The sequence below is a fragment of the Enterobacter cloacae complex sp. HYC003_NIDB genome, from assembly GCF_056673375.1.
This window is the reverse complement of record NZ_CP114220.1, coordinates 177039-197289: the sequence shown is the minus strand read 5'-3', so window position 1 is coordinate 197289 and position 20251 is coordinate 177039. Positions and strand designations below refer to the sequence as shown.

Sequence of the window (20251 nt, the reverse complement as noted above, 5' to 3'; positions counted from 1 at the left end):
AGGTCTCCTGGTCGGATATAAACATTCCAACACCTTATTTTCTTCAAAAATTTGAGAGCGGAATCTCAAATCATACCAAAAATAGTCCTCAAGAGCACGTATACAAATAGTCCAATTCCGAAACTATGTCATCCGGAACATGCTCATTAAATCACCAGCACTGGAAAAATGTGCGCGATATCGCAGATAACTGCCTAATTTTGCGCGGGATCACTCATCCCTTCGCGTCCTCCTGGCAGAAAGCCTCAGAGGAGGAGTTTTTCCCCTGAGCCGAGTGGCACACTGGTCAAAAATGCCGCGACAGGAAAATGGAATGAAACGCACTGCATTAGCTGTTCTGATGTTACCCGCATTCGCGCATGCCGACTGGTCATCGCCGGGATTTAACGCGTTTAGCGCTGAAGGTACCGGCGTCTTTACCAGCCAGGCAACGCTTGCGAAGGGTACCCGCCCGCTGACGTTGAGTCTTGATAACGCGTGCTGGCAGCCGACAGGTGCCATTAAACTCAACGAGATGCTGTCGCTCAAACCCTGCGAAGGGACCCCACCGCAGTGGCGGTTATTCCGTGACGGCGTTTATCAGATGCGTATTGATACGCGCTCGGGAACGCCGACGCTGATGTTGACGGTACAAAGTGCGGCGCCACAGCCTGTCGCAAACGTTATCCGCCAGTGCCCGAAGTGGGACGGCAAACCGCTCACGATCGATGTCGTTAACACCTTTCCGGAAGGCACGGTGGTGCGTGATTTTTACAGCAAACAGACCGCGACCGTTCAAAACGGCAAAGTAATTCTTCAGCCAGCCGCCAACAGCAATGGCCTGCTGCTGCTTGAGCGCGCCGAGACGGACAAACCCGCGCCATTCAGCTGGCAAAACGCCACCGTCTATTTCGTGCTGACCGATCGCTTCGTAAATGGCGACCCCACCAACGACAACAGCTATGGCCGCCATAAAGACGGTATGCAGGAGATTGGTACTTTCCACGGCGGCGATCTGAAAGGGCTTACCAGCAAACTGGATTACCTTCAGCAACTGGGCGTGAATGCGCTCTGGATAAGCTCACCGCTGGAGCAAATCCACGGCTGGGTTGGCGGCGGCACCAAAGGGGATTTCCCCCACTACGCCTATCACGGCTATTACACTCAGGACTGGACGAAACTCGACGCCAACATGGGCAGCGAAGATGATTTACGCCAGCTTGTCGACGACGCGCACAGGCGCGGTATCCGCGTCCTGTTTGACATTGTCATGAACCACGCGGGTTATGCGACGCTTGCAGATATGCAGGAGTATCAGTTTGGCGCGCTCTATTTGCAGGGCGATGAGCTGAAAAAAACCCTCGGCGAGCGCTGGACTGACTGGAAGCCAGGCGCCGGTCAAAGCTGGCACAGCTTCAACGATTACATCAACTTCAGTGACAAAGCCGCATGGGAAAAATGGTGGGGTAAAAAATGGATCCGTACCGATATCGGTGATTATGACAACCCGGGCTTTGACGATCTGACCATGTCGCTGGCCTTCCTGCCGGATCTGAAAACGGAATCTAAGATCCCGTCAGGTTTGCCGAACTTTTATCAACACAAGCCCGACACCAACGCGAAAGTGATGACGAATTTCACGCCGCGAGATTACCTGACCCACTGGCTCAGCCAGTGGGTACGTGACTACGGCATCGACGGCTTCCGGGTCGATACCGCTAAGCACGTTGAGCCTGAAGCCTGGCAGCAACTGAAAAACCAGGCCAGCCAGGCGCTGGCCGCGTGGAAAGCCGCCAACCCGGACAAAAAACTCGACAATGCGCCATTCTGGATGACCGGTGAATCCTGGGGCCACGGCGTGATGCAGAGCGATTATTACCGCCACGGCTTCGATGCGATGATCAACTTTGACTATCAGGAGCAGGCGGCGAAAGCGGTGGACTGTCTGGCCGATATGGATTTGACCTGGCAGCAAATGGCAGAAAAGCTGCAAAGTTTTAATGTGCTGAGCTATCTCTCCTCCCATGATACGCGTCTGTTCCGTGAAGGGGGCCAGCGCGCCGCTGAGTTACTGCTGCTGGCACCGGGAAGCGTCCAGATCTATTACGGCGATGAATCAGAGCGTCCATTCGGCCCGACGGGCTCCGATCCGCTACAGGGAACCCGTTCGGATATGAACTGGCAGGACGTCACGGGTAAACAGGCGTTAACTGTCGCCCACTGGCAGCTTCTGGGGCAGTTCCGCGCCCGTCATCCGGCGGTGGGTGAAGGCAAGCAAACAACGCTGTCAATGAAAGAGGGCTACGGCTTTGTGCGCGAGCACAAGGGCGATAAGGTGATGGTGGTGTGGGCGGGTAATCAATAGACCCCCTCACCCTAACCCTCTCCCCAGGGGCTGAGGGATCCCCAGTAATTTGAAAGCAAAAGCTATAACGTTGCCTCAGAATAACTGAGGGCTTTCAGCGATGCCTCGGTCCGGCTGTAAATCGCTGAGGCGTTTCCTGTAGGCCGGGGCGAGGCGCAGGGATGCGCTGAGAGGGCGGGCTTTACAGGGATGTTACCTCCGCCCGTCCCCGATAAGCCGGAAGGAATAAGCCGAAGGCACCGCGAAGCGGCGATTTACCGCCGGAAGCCCGGGTCGCCAGGGTGGTGGCGACTGAGCCACCCTGGCACGTTCACCGGTTATGTCGTGACAGAGTAGCAAGGAACATAACGTGAACGGAATGACCACCAGAGCCGTATGTTCCCCCTCACCCCAGCCCTCTCCCTCAAGGGAGAGGGGGCCGTCTGTGCAGGCATTATTTTGTGGGGAACTCTCAGCCCCAGGGGGAGAGGGCCGGTGTGAGGGGCATTCACCAGAACAATTCACCACACAAATACAAACCTACCACATAAAACAACAAATCCGACCACATTCGCCGATTTGCACCAACACGGTGCTGGCGTTATGGTTACTGCCTTTCATATTAAGCCCGACAGATCACCTGCTATGACGTTTTCACTATTCGGCGACAAATTTACCCGCCATTCAGGCATTACCCGCCTGATGGAGGACCTCAACGACGGGCTGCGCACCCCAGGCGCTATCATGCTTGGTGGCGGAAACCCGGCTCAAATTCCGGAGATGAACACCTACTTCCAGACGCTGCTGGCAGAGATGCTGGAAAACGGTAAAGCAACCGATGCGCTATGTAATTACGACGGCCCTCAGGGTAAAACAGAACTACTGACGCTTCTGGCGGCAATGCTGCGGGAAGCGCTGGGTTGGGATATCGAACCACAGAATATTGCACTGACAAACGGCAGTCAGAGCGCGTTTTTCTACTTATTCAATCTGTTCGCCGGACGCCGCGCCGACGGCACCACGAAAAAAGTGCTGTTCCCGCTGGCACCGGAGTATATCGGCTATGCCGATGCCGGCCTCGAAGAAGACCTGTTTGTTTCCGCACGTCCGAATATCGAGTTGCTGCCAGAGGGCCAGTTCAAATATCACGTCGATTTTGAACATCTGCATATCGGTGAAGAGACGGGCATGATCTGCGTATCACGTCCCACCAACCCGACGGGCAACGTGATCACCGACGACGAGCTGATGAAGCTGGATGCGCTGGCGAATCAGCACGGCATCCCGCTGGTGATCGATAACGCCTATGGCGTACCGTTCCCGGGGATCATCTTCAGCGAAGCGCGTCCGCTATGGAACCCGAACATCATCCTCTGCATGAGCCTCTCCAAGCTGGGCCTGCCGGGCAGCCGTTGCGGCATTATCATTGCTAACGAGAAAATCATCACCGCCATTACCAATATGAACGGCATTATCAGCCTTTCCCCTGGCGGCATCGGCCCGGCGATGATGTGCGAGATGATCAGGCGTAACGACCTGCTGCGCCTGTCGAATGAGGTGATTAAGCCGTTTTACTCTCAGCGCGTTCAGGAAACCATCGCCATCCTTCGCCGCTACTTACCGGAAGAACGCTGCCTGATCCATAAACCGGAAGGGGCAATTTTCCTGTGGCTGTGGTTTAAGGATCTGCCCATTACGACAGAGCTGCTTTATCAGCGTCTGAAAAAACGTGGCGTACTGATGGTGCCAGGGGATTACTTCTTCCCGGGGCTGGATAAGCCGTGGCCGCACACGCACCAGTGCATGCGCATGAACTACGTCCCGGACCCGGAAAAAATCGAAGCGGGTGTGAAAATTCTCGCCGAAGAGATTGAGAACGCCTGGCGCGAGGCCGGTTAATAAAACCTCAGGCCAGATTACGCAGCCGTTCCGCGCGTAATCTGGCGGGGTCTATGCAGCGCAGCGCGTGGGTGGGACAGGCTTCGACGCAGGCGGGGCCGCCCTCGCGATGCGCGCACAAATCACATTTCAGCGCCTGAACGCGATCTTCCACGACCCGAACCTGCATTGCCCCGAACGGGCACGCCACCATACAGCTTTTGCAGCCGATACAGCGAGCCTGCTCAACGAGCCAGGCTCCCGCAGCACGGTGAATGGCCCCCGTCGGGCAGACATTCGCGCAGGGCGCATCTTCACACTGGTGGCAGCCCACGGCCGTGGTGAAGGTACCCCCCTTAACCACGCGGATCCGTGACGTAAGCGCTTCTGGCGTGGCGCTGCTTTGATGCGACATCATGCACGCCACCTCACAGGTGCGGCACCCGATACATTTTTCTGGATCCGTCAGAATAAATCGGTTCATCAGTTACGCCTCGCGCACGTTAAACCCCAGTTCTTTCGAGATAGCTTCCGCCGTGTCACGCAGCGGTTTTAGCAAGTTTTTCTCACCCACCTGCTTCATGCGCGACGTCGGCAGCGAAATGGAGATGGCATAGGGCACGCGCCCGTGAATATCAAAGACCGGCACGGCGATACATGACACCCCCAGCTCGTTCTCTTCTTTATCCATCGCCATACTGTGATCGCGAATTTCCGCCAGCTCATCATACATCGCGCTCAGTTCGGTGATGGTGTTGCGGGTCAAAGGTTGGATCTGTTCCTGGTGGCTTTCCCAGTAGCTCGCCACGTAATCCTGATGACCAAACGCCATATAGATTTTGCCCATCGCAGAACAATAGAGCGGCATATGCTGGCCGATATATGCGCGCGTGCGCAGCATACCGGTTGTCGGCTCAAGCTTATAAATCAGGATCGCGTGATCATCTTCACGGCTGGAGAAGTTGACCGTTTCGCCGGTGGCAATGTTCAGCGCCTCGAGGTGCGGCGCCGCCACGTGAATAATATTGAGCGATGAAAGCGCCTTTTGCCCGACGGCGATAAATTTGGTGGTCAGACGATAACTCCCTGCCGCCGGCGCCGGCGTCACGTACCCGCACGACTGCAACCCCTGCAATAACCGGTGCACGGTGCTTTTATTCAGCCCCGCCAGTTCTGATAAATGCGCAAGCGGACACCCGTTCGGATAGTTACTGAGGATTTCAATCAGCATCAGGCCGCGAAACAAGCTCTGGCTACCTGCTGGCCTCTCTTTTTCTTGCGTCATTTCGCTCTCTTTTATGCTCATCAAATGGCTCCTGTTTATCGCGCCCTGATGGTAGCGCAAAGTGTGGTTTAGTTCACGATCTCAACAGAAAAAACACAACCATTTGATTTTAATCGATTTTGAAAAACGTGAATGTCGTTGATCTGACAAAATTTGATCGTTATATTTGAAATCAGATTTCGTATAGTGAAATTTAGCGATAAAAAAGCACTCGCACTTGCCCCTAAAAAAACAGGAGAACAGGGATGAAAGTGACCTTCGAAGAGTTGAAAGCGGCGTTCAATCGGGTTCTGCTCGATCGCGGTGTAAAAGCGGATACCGCAGACGCCTGCGCCGAGATGTTCGCCCGCACCACGGAGTCCGGCGTTTATTCACATGGCGTCAACCGCTTCCCGCGATTTATTCAGCAGCTTGACGCAGGCGACATCATCCCTGACGCCCAGCCGAAACGCGTAACGACATTAGGCGCCATCGAACAGTGGGATGCCCAGCGTTCCATCGGCAACCTGACGGCGAAGAAGATGATGGACCGTGCTACCGAGCTGGCGTCCGATCACGGGATCGGCCTGGTGGCGCTGCGTAACGCTAACCACTGGATGCGCGGCGGCAGCTACGGCTGGCAGGCGGCGGAGAAAGGCTATATCGGCATCTGCTGGACCAACTCTATTGCCGTGATGCCCGCGTGGGGATCAAAAGAATGCTGCATCGGCACAAACCCGCTGATCGTAGCTATCCCGTCGAATCCAATCACCATGGTCGATATGTCGATGTCGATGTTCTCCTACGGCATGCTGGAGGTGAATCGCCTGGCCGGACGCGAATTACCGGTCGACGGCGGCTTTGACGATGAAGGCAATCTGACCAGAGAGCCGGGCGTGATTGAGAAAAACCGTCGCATTCTGCCCATGGGCTACTGGAAAGGTTCCGGCTTGTCGATTGTGCTCGACATGATCGCCACCCTGCTCTCTGACGGCGCGTCCGTCGCGGAAGTGACCCAGGACAACAGCGACGAATACGGCGTATCGCAGATCTTTATCGCCATCGAAGTGGATCGCCTGATCGACGGTCCAACCCGCGATGCCAAACTACAGCGCATCATGGACTTCATCACCACCGCAGAACGCGCTGATGAAAATGTCGCCGTCCGTCTGCCAGGCCATGAGTTCACACGCCTGCTGGAGGAGAATCGCCGCAACGGCATCACGGTTGACGACAGCGTGTGGGCGAAAATCCAGTCTCTGTAAGGAGTGGGTCATGATATTCGGACATATTGCACAGCCAAATCCATGTCGCCTGCCGCTGGCGATAGAAAAGGCGCTTAATTTTCTGCGTACCACGGATTTCACCACCCTGGCGCCGGGCGTGATCGAAATTGAAGGCCGCAACATTTTTGCCCAGGTTCTCGACCTCACCACAAAGGAACAGCACGAGAACCGCCCTGAAGTCCATCGCCGCTATCTGGATATCCAGTTTCTGGCCTGGGGCGAAGAAAAAATCGGTATTGCTATTGATACCGGGAATAACAAAATCAGCGAATCATTGCTGGAGCAACGGGATATTATTTTTTATCACGACAGCGAACATGAGTCATTTATCGAAATGATACCTGGCAGTTACGCCATATTTTTCCCGCAGGATGTTCATCGTCCTGCCTGTATTAAAAACAAGGGATCTGCAATTCGTAAAATTGTGGTGAAAGTGGCCATCAGCGAATTAGATTAATTTTCTGATAAATACAGGAATGCGAAATGACCAACACCGGTTTTATTATTGGTGCGTACCCCTGTGCACCCTCATTTCACCAGAAAGGGGAGCAGGAAGAATACGCCTTCTGGCGGGAACTTTCCGACACGCCAAATATTCGCGGGCTGGAACAACCTTGCCTTGAAAATCTCCATCCGTTTGGTGATGAATGGCTGTTTCGTCATACGCCGGGCGACTGGCAGATCGTTGTCACAGCCGTTATGGAAACCATGCGCCGCCGCGGCAGCAACGGCGCGTTTGGCCTGGCGTCCGCGGACGAAGAACAGCGTAAAGCGTGCATTGAATATTACCGCCATCTGCATCAAAAGATTGATGCCGTTAACACCCGCTTTCCCGGGAAAGTGATCGCTCTGGAAATGCAGGCCGCACCGCAGGCGGGTAATGATTCTGTCGAGCAAGCGACAGAAGCATTCTCCCGCTCGGTACGGGAAATCGCGAGCTGGGACTGGGGCTGCGATCTGGTGCTGGAACACTGTGATGCGATGAATGGCCCGGCGCCGCGTAAAGGGTTCTTGCCCTTAGAGCAGGTGCTGGAGGTAGTGAAAGAGACCGATATCAGCGTCTGTATCAACTGGGCACGTTCGGCCATCGAAGGTCGCAACACCGCCCTTCCGCTGGAACATGTTCAGGCGGCACTCGCTGCCGGGAAGCTGGGGGCGCTGATGTTTTCGGGCACGACCCCTCACGGTGAGTATGGAGAATGGCAGGATCTGCACGCGCCGTTTTCTTCGTTCTGCGCCGACAGTCTCATGTCCACTGAACATGTAAAAACGCTGTTTACTGCGGCGAGCGCCGCAACATTGAAATTCTCCGGTATTAAATTACTGGAAATAAATGCTAATGCTGACGTCAGCCATCGCATCGCTATTTTGCGCGACGGCATTAGCGCTATGAATAAAGCGTCACAATAAAAATAAAGAATACATTTTCCGGTTACCTTCACTGAGATATTAACTATGAATATTTCTTCAAATGCTCTACACGCGGACATTCCGCGCCAGCGCTGGCTAAGGATCATTCCCCCTATTCTTATCGCCTGCATTATTTCCTATATGGACCGCGTAAATATAGCTTTTGCGATGCCCGGCGGTATGGATGAAGAGCTGGGCATTTCCGCCACGATGGCGGGCCTGGCGGGGGGGATCTTTTTTATCGGCTATTTGTTCCTGCAAGTTCCCGGCGGCAAAATTGCCGTGCACGGCAGCGGTAAGAAGTTTATCGGCTGGTCGCTGGTTGCCTGGGCGGTGATCTCGGTTCTGACCGGGCTTGTGACCAACCAGTATCAGCTGCTGGTGCTGCGCTTCTTACTCGGCGTGGCGGAAGGTGGGATGCTGCCCGTTGTGCTCACGATGATCAGTAACTGGTTCCCGGATGCCGAGCGCGGCCGCGCCAACGCGATTGTGATCATGTTCGTGCCCATCGCCGGGATCATCACCGCCCCGCTGTCGGGCTGGATTATTACCGCTCTCGACTGGCGCTGGCTGTTCATTATTGAAGGTCTGATGTCCGTTGTTGTGCTGGTGCTGTGGGCGTTCACCGTCTACGACCGGCCGCAGGAAGCACGCTGGATCTCTGAGGCCGAGAAAAACTACCTGGTACAAACGCTGGCGGCAGAGCAGCAGGCCATTGCGGGTAAAGAGGTGAAAAACGCCTCGCTCAGCGCGGTGCTGTCTGACAAAACCATGTGGCAGCTGATCGCCCTCAACTTCTTCTACCAGACTGGCATTTACGGTTACACCCTCTGGCTGCCCACCATTCTGAAGGAGCTGACGCACACCAGCATCGGCCAGGTGGGAATGCTCGCCATTCTGCCTTACATCGGCGCCATTGCCGGCATGTTCCTGTTCTCTACGCTCTCTGACCGCACCGGCAAGCGCAAGCTGTTTGTCTCCCTGCCATTGATTGGCTTTGCGCTCTGCATGTTCCTCTCCGTGGCGCTGAAAGAGCACACCTGGCTGGCCTATGCCGCGCTGGTGGGCTGTGGCTTCTTCCTGCAATCCGCAGCGGGGGTGTTCTGGACCATACCGGCGCGTCTGTTCAGCGCTGAGATGGCGGGTGGCGCTCGCGGCGTGATTAATGCCCTGGGCAACCTCGGCGGGTTCTGCGGTCCTTATGCGGTAGGCGTACTGATCACCCTGTACAGCAAAGACGCAGGCGTTTACTGCCTGGCAGTTTCGCTGGCGCTGGCATCGCTGCTAGCCCTGCTGTTACCGGCGAAATGCGATGCCGGAGCAGAGCCCAACCCCACGGTGACTCCACATAAACGTGCGGCCTGAGGCCCTCACCTGACCCACTAAACCAAACCGTAGGCCGGGTAAGCGAAGCGCCACCCGGCAATTAAGCGAGAAGAAGATGAGTGAAAAAGAGCCCTTCTGGCTGGGTATCGATTGTGGCGGTACTTATCTGAAAGCCGGTTTATACAACAGCCAGGGCAAAGAAGTCTGTATTGAACGCCGCTCAGTGGCCACGCTCAGCCCACGCGCCGGCTACGCCGAGCGGGATATGCACCAGCTCTGGCAGCACTGCCACAAAACCGTCGCCCTGCTGCTCAAAAATTCAGGCGCTGACGGCGGTCAGATCAAAGGCGTTGGCATTTCAGCCCAGGGCAAGGGGCTGTTTCTGCTCGATAAACAGGATCGCCCCCTGGGTGACGCCATACTCTCCTCCGATCGCCGTGCGCTGGAGATCGTACAACGCTGGCAGCAGGACGGTATACCCGAAAAGCTCTATCCGCATACTCGCCAGACGCTGTGGACGGGGCATCCGGCCTCACTCCTGCGCTGGGTTAAAGAGAACGAGCCTCAGCGGTATCAGCAAATTGGCAGCGTGATGATGGCGCACGATTACCTGCGCTGGTGTCTGACCGGGGTCAAAGGCTGCGAAGAGAGCAACATCTCGGAATCCAATCTCTACAACATGAATACCGGGCAGTACGATCCGCAGCTCACGCGCTGGCTCGGCATCAGCGACATTGACGGTGCCCTGCCGCCTATTATCGGTTCAGCAGAAATTTGCGGGGAAATCACCGCTCAGGCAGCCGCACTGACCGGTCTCACGGCGGGTACTCCCGTCGTTGGTGGACTGTTTGATGTGGTTTCCACCGCGATCTGCGCCGGGCTGCATGACGAACATACGCTGAATGCCGTAATGGGGACCTGGGCCGTAACCAGTGGGATTGCCCACGGCATCCGCGACAACGAGCCTTTCCCCTACGTCTATGGCCGCTACGTCCATCCGCAGCAGTTCATCGTTCATGAAGCCAGCCCCACGTCGTCCGGCAACCTGGAATGGCTGACGGCCCAATGGGGCGATATGTCATTCGATGAGATTAACCACGCCGTGGCCAGCCTGCCAAAAGCTGAAAGCGATGTGTTCTTCCTGCCTTTCCTCTACGGCAGCAACGCCGGGCTGGAGATGACCAGCGGCTTCTATGGCTTGCAGGCGCTGCATACCCGCGCGCACCTCCTCCAGGCGGTTTATGAAGGGGTGGTATTCAGCCACATGACCCACCTCAACCGTATGCTCGAACGCTTTCCCCACGTGCAGGCCCTGCGCGTGACGGGCGGCCCCACCCATTCGGACGTGTGGATGCAGATGCTCGCGGACGTCAGCGGCCTGGCGATTGAACTCCCGCAGGTGGAAGAGACCGGCTGTTCCGGTGCGGCGCTGGCCGCGCTCGTCGGTACAGGCCTCTATCCCGATTTTTACGCCGCTCAGCGCGCCCTCAGGCATGACATCCGGATGATTGAACCTGACATGCGTGCCCATGCCGCCTACCAGCGCAAATATCACCGTTACCAGCTACTGATTTCAGCATTACAGGGCTATCACGCCCGTGTTAAGGAGTACGACCTATGAGCCGACCATTATTGCAGCTGGCGCTCGACCACACCTCGCTTCAGGCCGCGCAGCGCGATGTCGCGACGCTTTCCGATCACGTCGACATCGTCGAAGCCGGCACCATTCTATGCCTGACCGAAGGGCTAAACGCCGTTCGCGCCCTGCGTGCGCAGTGTCCGGATAAAATTATCGTGGCGGACTGGAAAGTCGCCGATGCCGGAGAAACGCTGGCTGAGCAGGCGTTTGGCGCAGGCGCAAACTGGATGACCATCATCTGTGCCGCCCCGCTGGCCACCGTTGAACGTGGCCACGAGGTCGCACTGCGCTGCGGCGGCGAGATCCAGATGGAGCTGTTTGGCAACTGGACGCTGGACGACGCGCGCGCGTGGCATCGCATCGGGGTGAAGCAGGCGATTTACCACCGCGGGCGCGACGCACAGGCCAGCGGCCAGCAGTGGGGTGAGGCGGATCTCAGCAAAATGAAGGCGCTGTCCGATATCGGTTTGCAGCTTTCTATAACTGGCGGTATCACCCCCGCTGACCTGTCGCTGTTTAAGCAGATCAACGTCAAAGCCTTCATTGCCGGGCGCGCGCTGGCAGGCGCCGATAATCCGCCGCAGGTGGCACAGGCATTCCATTCGCAAATCCGCGACATCTGGGGAGAGTAACCATGCGTCAGCATCCGTTAGGCATTTACGAAAAAGCGCTGCCAAAAGATCTCTCCTGGCCGGAGCGCCTGGTTCTGGCAAAAAGCTGCGGCTTCGATTTTGTGGAGATGTCGGTGGATGAGACCGACGAGCGTTTATCGCGCCTTGAATGGAGTACCACGCAGCGCGCCTCTCTTGTGGAAGCGATGCTGGAGACCGGCGTGGCCATCCCGTCGATGTGCTTATCTGCCCATCGTCGCTTCCCGTTTGGCAGCCGCGATGAAATCGTGCGCGAACGCGCCCGCGAGATCATGACCAAAGCCATCCGGCTGGCCCGTGATTTGGGTATTCGCACCATCCAGCTTGCGGGTTATGACGTGTACTACGAGGAGCACGACGAGGGCACGCAACAGCGCTTTGCCGAAGGGCTGGCGTGGGCCGTAGAGCAGGCTGCCGCCGCGCAGGTAATGCTGGCGGTAGAGATCATGGACACTGCGTTTATGAACTCCATCAGCAAGTGGAAAAAGTGGGACGACATCCTCGCCTCGCCGTGGTTCAGCGTTTACCCGGACGTCGGCAACCTGAGCGCGTGGGGCAACGACGTCACCGCCGAGCTGACGCTGGGCATTGACCGCATCGCCGCTATCCACCTGAAAGATACCCGGCCCGTTACCGAGCAAAGCCCCGGACAGTTCCGCGACGTGCCGTTTGGCGAGGGCTGCGTCGATTTCGTTGGCGTGTTTAACACGCTGAATCAACTTAATTATCGCGGCGCATTTCTGATTGAAATGTGGACCGAGAAAGCCAAAGAGCCGGTGCTGGAGATCATCCAGGCGCGCCGCTGGATTGAAGCCCGAATGCAGGAAGGAGGCATGACATGTTAGAACAACTCAAAGCCGAGGTGCTGGCGGCAAATCTCGCCCTGCCCGCCCACCAGCTGGTGACGTTCACCTGGGGCAACGTCAGCGCGGTTGACCGTGCCAGCGGCATGATGGTGATCAAACCATCCGGCGTGGAGTACGACGTGATGAACGCAGAAGATATGGTGGTGGTAAATATCGCCACGGGTAAAGTGGTCGAGGGGAGTAAAAAGCCCTCCTCCGACACCCCGACCCATCTCGCGCTGTATCGTCGTTACCCGGAAATTGGCGGCATTGTGCATACCCATTCCCGCCACGCCACCATCTGGTCGCAGGCGGGGCAAGATTTACCCGCGTGGGGAACGACGCACGCGGACTATTTTTACGGTGCGATCCCCTGCACGCGGCTGATGACCACGGCTGAAATCGCGGGTGAATATGAATACCAGACGGGGGAAGTCATTATCAAAACCTTCGAGGAGCGCGACATAAGCCCGATGCAGGTCCCGGCGGTGCTGGTTCATTCTCACGGCCCGTTTGCCTGGGGCAAAGACGCTGCCGATGCGGTACACAATGCCGTGGTGCTGGAAGAGTGCGCCTATATGGGGCTTTTCTCGCGCCAGCTTGCACCTCAGCTTCCGGTTATGCAGCAGGAATTGCTGGATAAGCATTACCTGCGCAAGCATGGCGCAAATGCCTATTACGGCCAGTGATCATCCGGAATTAATATGCTCTTTACAGTACCGCCGTTTCCAGACGGCGGGCGTTAACCCGGTATGTTTTGAGAATATTTGCCGGAAATAACCCACGTCATTAAAACCACACCGGGCGGCCACTTCAGTTAATGAGGCCGCATCGTTCAGCAGCAGTTTTTCAGCGGCCCTGACGCGCTGGCGGTGAATTGCCTCCGTCAGGGTTAAATGAAACGTCCGACGAAATACCCGCCCCAGGTAATCTGCGTTGCAGTGCAGCTCTTTTGCCAGCTGCGAAGTGGACAGGGGCAAATGAAAGTGCGTGCGGATAAGCTGCTTGGCCTTCCATGCCATTGCCGCGCCCGCATCATCCGCTTTATCTTCATATCCCGGCGAGAGCGATATCTGCTGCAAAATTAACAGCAAAATTATCTCCAGCGCCTGGCTACGCTGTAATTTTTCCTGCTCGCTTAAAAACTGACGGAATAACGCAATAACATATTGCGGATCCCGCACGCTACAGTGTTGCTCAATCGACAGCGGCGTCGCGCCTGGCAACACCGGCAAGCGTTCATCCACCTCAAAATGCAGCCAGTAAAATTTGAGATCGCCCGGAAAATCTTCCACGCCGACATGCCGCCGCTTCGGCCAAAGTAATAAACTCTCGCCAGTGTTTACCTCAAACAGCGTATTTTCCTCCTGGATCGTTAATGTCCCTTTTTCGACAAAAATTATCTCCCACGAAGATAATTTTCGTGCGGGATGACGGCCCACGCCCCGGGAGATAAATAACCCGCCATTTTGAACTCTAATCGGAAGTGCTATGGATAATTCAAGCATGGATATTCATTTTTCCGCTTTTTTGGTGGCTAATATTGTCTTTATCCCTTGATTATTAATAAATATCAGCAGAACGGCTCGATCAAACTCACAGTTTTACCATCAGGTCGGAATCGTCACCTTTTTATACTTTTCCCTTCCCTTGTTGGTCTGCCCGTTGAATGCAGAATAAATGGGGTACCTTGCACAAATACGATAAAAAATCGTTTATCGAGGAGTTACCCCATGACTTCCACACCGATTACAGACGCAGAAGTTGCAAAACAGGCAGCCGATGACCGGCTGTCAGTCCGCGAGAAAATTGGCTACGGCCTGGGCGACGCGGGCGGCACGGTAATTACCTGCCTGATCATGAACTTTCTGACCTTTTTCTATACCGATGTATTTGGCCTGACGCCCGCGCTGGTGGGCACGCTGTTTATTGCCCTTCGGGTATTTGACGCGATTTCCGATCCGGTGATGGGCGTGATTGCCGACCGCACGCAGAGCCGCTGGGGGCGTTTTCGTCCCTGGCAGCTGTGGGTCGCGCTTCCCATCGGGATCGTCGGCGTGCTGACCTTCACCGTCCCGGACGCCAGCATGGGCGTGAAAATCGCCTGGGCGTTCGGCACCTATCTGTTGCTTTCAGTGGGCTATACCGCCATCAACGTGCCATATTGCGCGCTGATCAACACCATGACCACCCGCCACAACGAGGTTATATCCTGCCAGTCCTGGCGCTTCGTACTGTGCGGCGTGGCGGGCTTTCTGGTCTCCGTTGGTCTGCCGTGGCTGGTGTCAGAGCTGGGACAGGGCAATACCGCCCGGGGTTATCAGCTGGGCGTCGGCGTGCTGTGCACCATCGCCGTGGTGATGTTCCTGTGCTGCTTCTTCTGGGTGCGCGAGCGCGTCCCGCTTGCGCTGATGGGTAAATTCACCCTGCGCGAGCACCTGGCGGGCCTGCGGAAAAACGATCAGCTGCTGCTGATGCTGGTGATGTCGTTTCTGCTGATCAACGTCTTCAACATTCGCGGCGGCGGATACATGTACTTCATCACCTACGTGCTTCAGGGCAGCACGGCGTACACCTCGCTGTTTTTCACCATGGTGACCTTTGCCGCTATTCTGGGCGCGGTGATCGTCAGTCCGCTGTCGCGGCGGATTGATACCGTCAAACTCTACTACTACACCAACCTGATACTCGCTGCGCTTGCGGTGGGAATGTGGTTCCTGCCGGGTGGCCCGGCGCACCAGACGCTCTGGCTGATCGTGATTTTAAGTAACGGCGTGATCCTGGGCTTCACCCTGCCGCTGCACTTCTCGCTGATGGCCTTTGCCGATGACTACGGCGAATGGAAAACCGGCGTGCGCTCATCGGGGATGAACTTCGCCTTCAATCTGTTTTTCATCAAGCTCGCGTGGGCATCCAGCGCTGGGGTCATCAGCCTGGTGTTTATTGCCGTGGCCTATCAGCCAGGCGCAGGTAACCAGACACCCGCCTCATTGCAGGGCATCACCGTCATGGAGACGCTGCTTCCTGCCCTTTTCCACCTGCTGCTGGCGGTCGCTATCCGCTGGTGCAGGCTTAACAATCCCGTGATGTCGCGCATTGCCACCGATTTGCGCCAGCGTCATGTACAGTCCTGAGGAGAACGATATGACCATAATGGAAGCCGACCTGCATCAGCTGAAAATCAACGACCCGTTTCTTGGTCAGTACCAACGGCTGGTCCGCGATGTGGTGATCCCCTACCAGTGGGATGCGCTTAACGATCGCGTGGCGGAGGCCGAACCCAGCCACGCCATCGCCAACTTCCGCATTGCGGCCGGTCTGGAACAGGGGGAGTTCTACGGGATGGTCTTTCAGGACAGCGACGTGGCGAAATGGCTCGAAGCCGTGGCGTGGTCGCTGTGCCAGAAGCCGGATGCTGAACTGGAAAAAACCGCCGACGAGGTGATCGAGCTGGTCGCAGCGGCGCAGTGCGAAGATGGCTATCTCAATACCTATTTCACGGTGAAAGCACCGGCCGAGCGCTGGACCAATCTGGCCGAATGCCACGAACTGTACTGCGCCGGACATATGATTGAAGCGGGCGTGGCGTATTTCCAGGGAACCGGAAAACGCCGCCTGCTGGACGTGGTGTGCAGGCTGGCGGATCATATCGACAGCGTGTTTGGCCCGGGCGAAAACCAGCTGCACGGTTACCCTGGCCACCCGGAAATCGAGCTGGCGCTGATGCGGCTGTACGACGTCACGCAGGAGCAACGCTATCTCAATCTGGTGAAATACTTTATTGAGGAACGCGGCGCGCAGCCTCACTTCTACGATATCGAATACGAGAAGCGCGGCAGAACGTCATACTGGAACACCTATGGCCCGGCGTGGATGGTCAAGGACAAAGCCTACAGCCAGGCGCATCTGCCCCTTGCGGAACAACAAACGGCCATCGGCCACGCCGTGCGTTTTGTCTATCTGATGGCGGGCATGGCACATCTGGCGCGCCTGAGCAGCGACGAGGGGAAACGTCAGGATTGCCTGCGGCTGTGGAACAACATGGCACAGCGCCAGCTGTACATAACCGGCGGGATTGGCTCCCAAAGCAGCGGCGAGGCGTTCAGCAGCGATTACGATCTGCCCAACGATACGGTCTACGCCGAAAGCTGCGCCTCCATCGGCCTGATGATGTTTGCCCGCCGGATGCTGGAGATGGAGGCGGACGGCCACTACGCCGACGTGATGGAGCGCGCGCTGTACAACACGGTGCTGGGCGGCATGGCGCTGGACGGTAAGCATTTCTTTTATGTGAATCCGCTGGAAGTGCACCCGAAAACCCTGGCCTTTAACCATATCTATGACCACGTCAAACCGGTGCGCCAGCGCTGGTTCGGCTGCGCCTGTTGCCCGCCGAATATTGCGCGCGTGCTGACCTCGCTGGGGCACTACATTTATACCGTTCGCCCGGACGCGCTGTTGATCAACCTGTACGTGGGGAACGACGTCGCCATTCCGGTTGGGGATAACATCCTCCAGCTGCGGATTAGCGGGAACTATCCGTGGCATGAGCAGGTGAAAATCGAGATTACCTCACCAGTTCCGGTGACTCACACGCTGGCCCTGAGGCTGCCGGACTGGTGTGCGGAACCGGCTGTTTCGCTCAATGGTCAGGCCATTACAGGCGAGGTCTCCCGTGGATACTTATACCTCAACCGCAACTGGCAGGAAGGCGACACGCTGACGCTGACGTTACCGATGCCGGTCCGCCGCGTGTACGGCAACCCGCAGGTGCGCCAGCAGGCGGGGAAAGTCGCATTGCAGCGTGGACCGCTGATTTACTGCCTGGAAGAAGCCGATAACGGCGCAAATCTGCATAACCTTTCTTTGCCCCAGGACAGCGCGTTTCGGGTCTTCGAAGGCAAAGGCATTTTCGCGCACAAGATGCTGATACAGGCGGAAGGGATCGGGTGTCAGGCGAAGGACACTGATGCCCTGTGGCAGTACGACCACTCGCCGGTAGAACGTCAGCCCCGGACGCTGACCTTTATTCCGTGGTTCAGCTGGGCAAACCGGGGAGAAGGGGAAATGCGGATATGGGTGGATGAAAGCTGAATAACTGCGGCCTGTTGCCCTCACCCCAGCCCTCTCCCACGGGAGAGGGTTAATGCTACGGCAGCACGCGACGTGCTGCCTCGGCCAGAAATGCGCTTCGATTGCCGAATTGAGGATGCTCGCTGACAAAGGAATCAATCTTCACCAGCAAACGTCGAGGCATTGTGATGTTGATGCGTTCGGCTCTGCCGTCGAATTGCTTCATATTAATATCCACCAGCAACCATTGCCCGCCTGTGAAGTCGTCAGGTTGATTTTCAAGGTGCACTTCGACACTACCCGGGAGAGGCAATGCTTCATCCATTTCAAACAGCGCTTCGAAGTGCGCCGTGAGCGCATCACGTGCATCCTGAAAAGCGTCATCAAGTGAATCCCCCGCAAAAAAACATCCCGGAACGTCGGGGAAGAAACCGCTGGCGCTACCGTCGGAATCAGAATGAATGTAAGCCGGATAAAACATAACTACTCCTGATATCAGTGTTTAATGCCCGCCTGTCGCCAGATCTGTGCGAGAGTGCCCGGTTTAATGTCCTTTTTAGGATGCGGAACGGTTACCAACCCTTTTTGCACTGGATGGCGAAACTGATGATGGCTTCCCTTCGTTCTTACACATTTCCAGCCATGGCTAACCAGAACAGCAATGATATCCGCACTTTTCACATCCCAACCCTTCCCTGATTATACACATGATACACACCACCACTACTGGATTGAATGACATTAGCGCATTAAAAAAGGCAGTGCAGCCAGGCTTTGTCGAAACAGGAAGAGGCGTCGAGAAAAGAAGAAGGAGGCATGTCATGTTGCAGATAAAAATGCGGACACTCTCGTAGGCCGGGTAAGGCGAAGCCACCACCCGGCTTTAACCCGGCTCAGGTCACCCTACCCGGGACGACCTGAGCCCGGAGATTAAAACAGCCCCAGCGGTTTATCGGAGTAGCTGACTAACAGACATTTCGTTTGCTGGTAGTGCTCCAGCATCATCTTATGGGTTTCACGCCCGATGCCCGACTGCTTGTAGCCGCCAAACGCCGCATGAGCCGGATAGGCGTGATAGCAGTTTGTCCATACGCGTCCGGCCTGAATGCCGCGGCCCATTTTATAGGCCAGATTACCGTTACGACTCCAGACGCCCGCCCCCAGGCCATACTGCGTGTCGTTGGCGAGCTCCAGCGCCTCGTCCATGGTTTTAAACGTGGTGACGGCCAGCACCGGTCCAAAAATTTCCTCCTGGAAAACGCGCATGTTGTTCTTACCGAACAGGATGGTCGGCTCAAGGTAGTAACCCTCCTGCAAATCGCCGCCCAGCACCTTACGACGACCGCCGGTCAACACATCGGCCCCCTCTTTTTTACCGATATCAATATAGTTGAGGATGGTTTCCAGCTGGCCATGCGATACCTGCGCTCCCATCTGGGTGACGTTATCCAGCGGATTACCGCTGCGAATCGACTCCACGCGCCGGATCGCCCGCTCCATAAAGCGCTCATAAATGGATTCCTGCACCAGCGCGCGGCTCGGACAGGTGCAGACTTCACCCTGGTTGAACGCGAACAGGGCAAACCCTTCCAGCGCTTTGTCGAAGAAGGCGTCCTCTTCCTCCATCACGTCGGCAAAGAAGATGTTCGGCGATTTCCCGCCCAGCTCCAGGGTGACCGGAATGATGTTCTGGGTCGCGTACTGCATGATCTGCTGACCCACTTCCGTTGAGCCGGTAAACGCCACTTTAGCAATACGCTTTGAAGTAGCCAGATATTCGCCGATCTCTCCCCCGGCCCCGTTGACCACGTTAATGACCCCCGGCGGCAACAGGTCGCCAATCACCTCCATCAGCAGCAGTACCGAAAGCGGCGTTAAGCGTGCAGGTTTCAGCACCACGCAGTTACCCGCCGCCAGCGCGGGCGCCATTTTCCAGCTCGCCATCAGCAGCGGGAAGTTCCACGGAATAATTTGCCCCACCACGCCGAGCGGCTCGTGGAAGTGATACGCCACGGTATCTTTGTCAACTTCACTTATTCCCCCCTCCTGGGCACGAATGCAGGACGCAAAATAGCGGAAATGGTCAATCGCCAGCGGCACGTCCGCCGCCATGGTTTCCCGGATCGGCTTGCCGTTGTCCCACGTTTCCGCGGTCGCCAGCAGCTCCAGATTCTGCTCCATCCGATCGGCGATTTTGAACAAAATGGCCGCTCTGTCCTGAACGGACGTTTGTCCCCACTTATCTTTCGCCTTATGCGCCGCATCCAGCGCTAAATCGATATCCCGCTTGCCCGAACTGGCAATTTCACACAGCGGCTGGCCGGTAACGGGCGTCAGTTGGAATAGTACTCACCGTCGACGGGCGCCACCCAGTCGCCGCCGATAAAGTTGTCATAGCGGGGCTTCAGCTTAAGAGGAAAACCATACTCGCCTGGCTGGATACGCGATGAGGGAGGATTGTTTGTCATGACCGTCTCCTTGCAGTAGGTGTACAACAAGGGTAGTTCCGGCTGGTGATTTTCTCGCCAGTCGGTAACGGGTTTACGAGCCGTATCAC

17 protein-coding genes and 1 pseudogene are annotated in these 20251 nt (G+C 56.4%); 12 read left to right on the top strand and 6 right to left on the bottom strand.

The window, feature by feature from the left end:
• The first annotated feature begins 313 nt into the window (after nucleotides 1–313).
• Both O1722_RS00890 and avtA read left to right on the top strand, forming a co-directional pair.
• Nucleotides 314–2344 (top strand): alpha-amylase, encoded by a 2031-nt coding sequence (locus O1722_RS00890; RefSeq protein ID WP_033488034.1) that lies wholly within the window; start codon nucleotides 314–316, stop codon nucleotides 2342–2344.
• A gap of 624 nt (nucleotides 2345–2968) precedes the next feature.
• Nucleotides 2969–4222: a valine--pyruvate transaminase gene (gene avtA / locus O1722_RS00885; RefSeq protein WP_015572749.1), complete on the top strand. Its 1254-nt coding sequence runs from the start codon at nucleotides 2969–2971 to the stop codon at nucleotides 4220–4222.
• 7 nt (nucleotides 4223–4229) lie between these two features.
• Here avtA and O1722_RS00880 read toward each other — a convergent pair whose 3' ends face one another.
• Both O1722_RS00880 and yiaJ read right to left on the bottom strand, forming a co-directional pair.
• On the bottom strand, nucleotides 4230–4685 hold the full coding sequence (locus O1722_RS00880) for a 4Fe-4S dicluster domain-containing protein (protein ID WP_023295598.1): 456 nt from the start codon (nucleotides 4683–4685) through the stop codon (nucleotides 4230–4232).
• A gap of 3 nt (nucleotides 4686–4688) precedes the next feature.
• A complete protein-coding gene (yiaJ, locus tag O1722_RS00875; RefSeq protein ID WP_479954412.1) occupies nucleotides 4689–5507 on the bottom strand; it encodes an IclR family transcriptional regulator YiaJ in 819 nt (272 codons plus the stop codon).
• A gap of 224 nt (nucleotides 5508–5731) precedes the next feature.
• Between yiaJ and yiaK the strand changes: the two genes are divergently transcribed.
• The 8 genes from yiaK (at nucleotide 5732) to araD (ending at nucleotide 13310) form a co-directional block, all read left to right on the top strand.
• Nucleotides 5732–6730 (top strand): 3-dehydro-L-gulonate 2-dehydrogenase, encoded by a 999-nt coding sequence (gene yiaK, locus O1722_RS00870; protein WP_015572752.1) that lies wholly within the window; start codon nucleotides 5732–5734, stop codon nucleotides 6728–6730.
• Nucleotides 6731–6740: 10 nt separating this feature from the next.
• Complete coding sequence (locus tag O1722_RS00865) at nucleotides 6741–7208, top strand: YhcH/YjgK/YiaL family protein (RefSeq protein ID WP_015572753.1); 468 nt, start codon at nucleotides 6741–6743, stop codon at nucleotides 7206–7208.
• A gap of 26 nt (nucleotides 7209–7234) precedes the next feature.
• Nucleotides 7235–8161, top strand: coding sequence for a DUF4862 family protein (locus O1722_RS00860; RefSeq protein WP_015572754.1), 927 nt, complete (start codon nucleotides 7235–7237; stop codon nucleotides 8159–8161).
• A 45-nt stretch (nucleotides 8162–8206) separates the two neighbouring features.
• Nucleotides 8207–9526: an MFS transporter gene (locus tag O1722_RS00855; RefSeq protein ID WP_017693796.1), complete on the top strand. Its 1320-nt coding sequence runs from the start codon at nucleotides 8207–8209 to the stop codon at nucleotides 9524–9526.
• Nucleotides 9527–9602: 76 nt separating this feature from the next.
• On the top strand, nucleotides 9603–11108 hold the full coding sequence (locus O1722_RS00850) for an FGGY-family carbohydrate kinase (protein ID WP_033488033.1): 1506 nt from the start codon (nucleotides 9603–9605) through the stop codon (nucleotides 11106–11108).
• A complete protein-coding gene (gene ulaD, locus O1722_RS00845) occupies nucleotides 11105–11758 on the top strand; it encodes a 3-keto-L-gulonate-6-phosphate decarboxylase UlaD (protein ID WP_023295601.1) in 654 nt (217 codons plus the stop codon). Before O1722_RS00850 ends, ulaD begins: the two co-directional genes overlap by 4 nt.
• Before the next feature lie 2 nt (nucleotides 11759–11760).
• On the top strand, nucleotides 11761–12621 hold the full coding sequence (locus O1722_RS00840; protein WP_033488032.1) for an L-ribulose-5-phosphate 3-epimerase: 861 nt from the start codon (nucleotides 11761–11763) through the stop codon (nucleotides 12619–12621).
• Nucleotides 12615–13310, top strand: a complete 696-nt coding sequence (gene araD, locus O1722_RS00835; RefSeq protein WP_015572759.1) for an L-ribulose-5-phosphate 4-epimerase — start codon at nucleotides 12615–12617, stop codon at nucleotides 13308–13310. The genes O1722_RS00840 and araD overlap by 7 nt, the downstream gene beginning before the upstream one ends.
• On the opposite strand, the gene O1722_RS00830 is transcribed toward araD, so the two are convergent.
• Nucleotides 13311–14129, bottom strand: coding sequence for an AraC family transcriptional regulator (locus tag O1722_RS00830; protein WP_033488031.1), 819 nt, complete (start codon nucleotides 14127–14129; stop codon nucleotides 13311–13313).
• 225 nt (nucleotides 14130–14354) lie between these two features.
• Here O1722_RS00830 and O1722_RS00825 point away from each other — a divergent pair, with 225 nt between their 5' ends.
• Both O1722_RS00825 and O1722_RS00820 read left to right on the top strand, forming a co-directional pair.
• Nucleotides 14355–15755 carry an MFS transporter gene (locus O1722_RS00825; protein WP_033488030.1) on the top strand — a complete coding sequence of 467 codons (1401 nt, stop codon included), beginning with the start codon at nucleotides 14355–14357 and terminating at the stop codon, nucleotides 15753–15755.
• 10 nt (nucleotides 15756–15765) lie between these two features.
• A complete protein-coding gene (locus O1722_RS00820; protein WP_033488029.1) occupies nucleotides 15766–17715 on the top strand; it encodes a glycoside hydrolase family 127 protein in 1950 nt (649 codons plus the stop codon).
• 55 nt (nucleotides 17716–17770) lie between these two features.
• Here the strand turns inward: O1722_RS00820 and O1722_RS00815 are convergent, their stop codons facing one another.
• The 3 genes and pseudogenes from O1722_RS00815 to aldB all read right to left on the bottom strand — a co-directional run bounded on the left by O1722_RS00815 (nucleotide 17771) and on the right by aldB (nucleotide 20162).
• Nucleotides 17771–18175, bottom strand: coding sequence for a type II toxin-antitoxin system HicB family antitoxin (locus O1722_RS00815; protein ID WP_023295606.1), 405 nt, complete (start codon nucleotides 18173–18175; stop codon nucleotides 17771–17773).
• Nucleotides 18176–18189: 14 nt separating this feature from the next.
• Entirely contained in the window at nucleotides 18190–18375 is a 186-nt protein-coding gene (locus O1722_RS00810; RefSeq protein ID WP_071788668.1) for a type II toxin-antitoxin system HicA family toxin, read from the bottom strand.
• Between the two features lie 249 nt (nucleotides 18376–18624).
• Nucleotides 18625–20162: pseudogene (gene aldB / locus O1722_RS00805) on the bottom strand (aldehyde dehydrogenase AldB).
• Nucleotides 20163–20251: the final 89 nt, after the last annotated feature.